The following is a 4,795-nucleotide window of genomic DNA, read 5'->3' as shown; positions in this document are numbered from 1 at the left end:
TTTCTGTCCCACTCTCTATCCATTTTTTTCTTTTGTTATTCGTAGCGTAGCGCTTCAATCGGATCCAGTTTAGAGGCTTTATTAGCTGGTAGAATTCCAAAAATCATCCCTACGAAAGCTGAGAAAATAATACTTCCAATCGCAACTTTCAGGGAAATAATCGGTGGTCCTTCTAAGGAGGCTGCAGCAAGGGAAGTAATTAAGCTATTCACACCATAAGCAAGGCCAAGACCAATCAGCCCTCCAATGATGGTCAAGACCATAGACTCAATTAAAAATTGAACCAGAATCTTACCTCGAGTTGCTCCCAAAGCTTTGCGAAGACCAATTTCTCTCGTCCGTTCGGTGACAGAAACCAACATGATATTCATAACGCCAATACCACCAACTAAGAGAGAAATCCCCGCTATGGCACCGATTACTGTTGTCATGATTCCAACCACTTTATTAGTTTCTTCTAGGATGCTATCTAGATTAAAGATCTGGAATTCTCCTTGACGAACACCTGAAAGCTCTGTTAACTTTTGAGCTGCTTCAATCCCAACAGATTTGATTTGTTTCACATTCGGAACGTGGACGACAATATTTTGAATCTCGTCTGTTCCAAATTCAGAAGCTAGCTGGGTATTGGCCATTAGGGCACTACCACCTGAAGAAGCTCCGTAAAGAGCTGTCCCCGCATTTGGATCTTTAAACACACCAACAACCCGATAATTATTGTCTCCAACAGAGACAATCTGGTTCAGCGGATTCTCAGACCCAAATAATTGTTGCGCTAATCCTTCATCTAGAAGCACAACCCGTGAAAAATTACTATAATCTGCAGGCGTTAATTTTCGGCCAGATAGGAGTTCCACCTTCTTGACAGAAAAATAGGTCTCATTTACCCCTTGGATATTCACCCCGTCTGCTTTTTTCTTTTGAAAAGCAATGGTTGCGTTAGAAGTGTTACCAACGTAATAGCCATCGATCCCTTTAATCTTGGTTAACTCCTTGACCCAAGATTCTTGAACAACTGGTGGTGCTTCTTGTACTTGACCATCAATATCTTCAGCATTTTCTCCATCCATATCCGATGGAGCTGCCATCCCTCGATCTTCAGCTGCAGGGCCACTTTCGCCTCCACCTCCTCCTTCTCCAGTCTCATCAGAAGGGCCGACATTAATCCCTGTCACATAACCACTCTTATTTGGAGAATAGGAGATTTGTACATATTCTTGGTCCTTAGTGAAGGTCTTAGTAACACCAGCTTTCATGCCATCTCCAAGAGCCATGATGACAACGACAGAAGCAACCCCAATAATGATCCCCACCATCGTTAAGAAAGAACGTAATTTATGACTCATGATCGAGCTCATTGCAAATTTCCAATTTTGCATCACTCCCTCCTTTCCAACTTGCTATCTGAAGAAATCACCCCGTCACGAATGACGATACGGCGATTGGCGAAGGCGGCAATTTCAGGTTCATGCGTAACCATGATAATGGTCTTTCCTTCTTGATTTAGCTTGGTTAGTAAATCCATTATTTGCTCGCCAGTCTTGGTATCTAAAGCACCCGTTGGCTCATCTGCAAGGACGATAGCAGGTCGATTTACGAGAGCTCGAGCAATTGCCACCCGTTGCTTTTGACCTCCAGAGAGTTCCGAAGGCAAATGGTGCATGCGCGAACCAAGCTCTACTTTTTCGAGATACTGCTCCGCTATTTCCTTGCGTTTAGCAGGATGCACCCCTGCATAAATGAGTGGTAATTCGACATTTTGAAAGGCATTGAGTTTAGACAAGAGGAAAAATTGTTGAAAGACAAAGCCGATTTGTTCATTTCGGACATGTGCCAACTTTTTCTCACTCAGATTTCCAACTTCCTGTCCATCTAGGAAATAGTCCCCACTTGTTGGGCGATCCAGCAGGCCAATCACGTTCATCAAGGTTGATTTTCCTGAACCGGATGGGCCCATTATGGCGACAAATTCACCCTTTTCAACTTCTAGATCGATATCTTTTAACACGCGAAGTTCCTGATCCCCATTTCTATAGGTCTTATTGATGCCTTTTAGTTCAATCAATTTTGTCATATTTACCGATCTCTTTTCCATCTTCCAGTTTCTCATTAGGGTTTACAATGACTTGGGCATCTTTCTTCAGACCAGATACGATTTCTTGGTTTTCAGCATCGGCATTCCCCAGAGTGACCTTCACTTTCTTGGCCTTGCCCTTTTCGACGGTCCATACGTAACTCGTATCCCCATCGGCCATCACACTCGTCACTGGAACAAGGGGGTGTTGAGTCGAACTTTTGACCTCAATATTGACAGAAAAACCTTGTTTGAGTTCTCCAATGTCACTCGTAATATCTACTGTGAACGGATATTTAGCACCACCGCTCCCTTGTGTTCCACCTGCTGTATTGTTGTTGGCTTGCCCAGAATCGGTTGGATAATTACCCACATAAGAAATCTTTCCTGTCCAGGTTTTATCTGGATAAACTTTGGAAGTAAGGACCACTTCTTGACCTTCAGAAATATTGGCCAAATTGTATTCGGATAATTCCCCTTTTACTTGTAAATGGCCATTGCTGACAATATGCACCAGAGTTTGATTGGTACCCGTGGTTGATTTTGAAACATCTTTATTGACTTCTACCACTGTCCCATCGATACTACTTTTGACTATTGTTGCATCCAGAAGAGCCTTGGCCTTATTCATATTATCAACTGCATCAGCTCTTGCATCTCGCAAATCACTCGCTTGAGAATCCACTGTTCGTTGGGCCTGTGAAGCTGACTTAGCATCCTCTTCATCGTCGCCAGTCGTATCCACACTTACCCCATTGGTCATTAAATCGTTTAACTGACGATCGGCCTTATTGACAGTACGAACTGCTGCATCATAGGCCGTTTGAGCTTCTGTACTACTATACTGTACAATCGCTTGTCCAGCTGTCACTTGATCTCCCACATTGACCAAAATCGATTGCAAATCACCCTTGGTCCCATCAAAATAGACATACTGTTCTTGATCGGCAGTAACCTTTCCAGTTAATAAGACAGAAGAGGCAATAGAGCCATCCTTAACGGTTTGTACCATCGGAGTTTCATTCGCAACTTCTTGATTAGGTGAGTTAGGGTGGGAAAACATCATCACACTTGTTGTTCCAATCACAAGAACAGCTGCACCTGCGGCTGTCCAAATTTGCCATTTCTTCATTTTCTTCATTTTAGTTCTCCATAAAAGAAAGCGTTTTTTCTATACTATAGTATACCATACTTCCCTTCTTTTCTATCCAAAAATATTATCAGAAAAAACAGGTTTTGTGGCAAAATCTTTACTCTTGACTTTTGTAACAATAGATATTACAATCAAACTGATCAGTCACTAAGGAGGACAGTATGAAAGAATTCGATATCATTGCAATTGGTGGCGGCAGCGGAGGAATCGCAACGATGAATCGGGCCGGCGAACACGGAGCTCGCGCAGCCGTCATTGAAGAAAAACAATTGGGTGGAACTTGCGTTAACAGAGGCTGTGTTCCTAAAAAAATCATGTGGTACGGAGCACAGATTGCAGAAGCCATTCGTGATTACGGGCCAGACTATGGTTTTACTTCTGAACAAACCAAATTTGATTTTAAAACCTTAAGAAAAAATCGCGAAGCCTATATTGATCGTTCTAGGAATTCTTATGATGGTAGTTTCAAACGAAATGGTGTTGAACTGATTGAAGGGCGTGCTCGTTTTGTGGATGCCCATACTGTTGAGGTCAATGGAGAAACCATAAAAGCCAACCATATTGTGATTGCGACAGGAGCCCATCCTCATATTCCTTCTGTTCCTGGAGCAGAATTCGGCGAAACATCTGATGATGTTTTTGCTTGGGAGGGACTTCCAAAGTCTGTTGCCATCATTGGGGCAGGCTATATTGCGGTTGAACTAGCCGGTGTGCTCCACCATTTAGGCGTTCAAACAGACCTCTTCATCCGAAAAGATCGAGTTTTGCGTCGTTTTGATTCCTATATTGTCGATGGCTTAATGGAAGAGATGGAAAAACAAAACCTTCCACTTCACAAACAGAAAGTTCCCATGAAGCTTGAAAAATTAGCAGACGGTCGTGTGAAGATCTATTTTGAAGATATGACCAGCCATGTGGCAGAACATGTCATCTGGGCAACCGGACGCAAACCAAACGTCCAGGATCTCAATTTGGAAGCTGCAGGTGTCACCTTAAATGAAAAAGGATTCATTGCAGTGGACGAATACCAAAACACCGTTGTTCCGGGCATCTATGCCCTTGGCGATGTCACAGGAGAAAAAGAATTAACCCCTGTCGCGATTAAAGCTGGACGCACTCTTTCTGAACGACTATTCAATGGAAAAGTCAATGCCAAAATGGATTATACAAGTATCCCGACCGTTGTCTTTTCTCACCCTGCTATCGGTACCGTTGGCTTAACAGAGGAAGAAGCCCAACAAACTTATGGAAAAGAGAATATCAAAGTCTATACTTCTCAATTTGCTTCCATGTACACCGCTGTAACCCAACACCGCCAGCAAGCAAAATTTAAACTCATCACTGCAGGACCAGAAGAAAGAGTCGTTGGCCTTCACGGTCTTGGATATGGAGTGGACGAAATGATCCAAGGATTTGCCGTTGCTATCAAGATGGGAGCGACAAAAGCCGATTTCGACGCTACCGTTGCCATTCACCCAACTGGATCAGAAGAATTCGTAACCATGAGATAAAAAATAAGAGGCTGGGACAAAAGTCCTAGCCTCTTATAGTTTTTGGATTGTCGAGCA

The 4,795-nt window shown here is 43.1% G+C and carries 4 protein-coding genes; 1 reads left to right on the top strand and 3 read right to left on the bottom strand.

Annotated elements, in window-relative coordinates; translation table 11 throughout:
* Positions 1-35: 35 nt before the first annotated feature.
* From BTU61_RS05340 to BTU61_RS05330, 3 genes are read right to left on the bottom strand one after another with little or no spacing between them, the layout of a single operon-like run.
* Positions 36-1,379, bottom strand: coding sequence for an ABC transporter permease (locus BTU61_RS05340; protein WP_200772651.1), 1,344 nt, complete (start codon positions 1,377-1,379; stop codon positions 36-38).
* Positions 1,379-2,074, bottom strand: coding sequence for an ABC transporter ATP-binding protein (locus BTU61_RS05335; RefSeq protein ID WP_200772650.1), 696 nt, complete (start codon positions 2,072-2,074; stop codon positions 1,379-1,381). Before BTU61_RS05335 ends, BTU61_RS05340 begins: the two co-directional genes overlap by 1 nt.
* The gene (locus BTU61_RS05330; RefSeq protein WP_200772649.1) at positions 2,058-3,215 is read right to left on the bottom strand and encodes an efflux RND transporter periplasmic adaptor subunit; all 1,158 of its coding nucleotides are present in this window, start codon (positions 3,213-3,215) and stop codon (positions 2,058-2,060) included. Before BTU61_RS05330 ends, BTU61_RS05335 begins: the two co-directional genes overlap by 17 nt.
* Positions 3,216-3,388: 173 nt before the next feature.
* On the opposite strand from BTU61_RS05330, the gene gorA reads away from it, so the two are divergent.
* A complete protein-coding gene (gorA, locus tag BTU61_RS05325) occupies positions 3,389-4,738 on the top strand; it encodes a glutathione-disulfide reductase (protein ID WP_200772648.1) in 1,350 nt (449 codons plus the stop codon).
* The last annotated feature ends 57 nt before the right edge of the window (positions 4,739-4,795 follow it).

The sequence above is a fragment of the Streptococcus lactarius genome, assembly GCF_016642265.1.
GTDB classification, from domain to species: Bacteria; Bacillota; Bacilli; order Lactobacillales; family Streptococcaceae; genus Streptococcus; species Streptococcus lactarius.
This window is presented reverse-complemented; position numbering and strand designations above follow the sequence as displayed.

Excerpts from the sequence above, each read along its gene's own strand:
- BTU61_RS05340 (WP_200772651.1), bottom strand. The coding sequence starts at position 1,379 with ATGCAAAATTGGAAATTTGCAATGAGCTCGATCATGAGTCATAAATTA.
- gorA (WP_200772648.1), top strand. The coding sequence starts at position 3,389 with ATGAAAGAATTCGATATCATTGCAATTGGTGGCGGCAGCGGAGGAATC.
- BTU61_RS05330 (WP_200772649.1), bottom strand. The coding sequence starts at position 3,215 with ATGAAGAAAATGAAGAAATGGCAAATTTGGACAGCCGCAGGTGCAGCT.
- BTU61_RS05335 (WP_200772650.1), bottom strand. The coding sequence starts at position 2,074 with ATGACAAAATTGATTGAACTAAAAGGCATCAATAAGACCTATAGAAAT.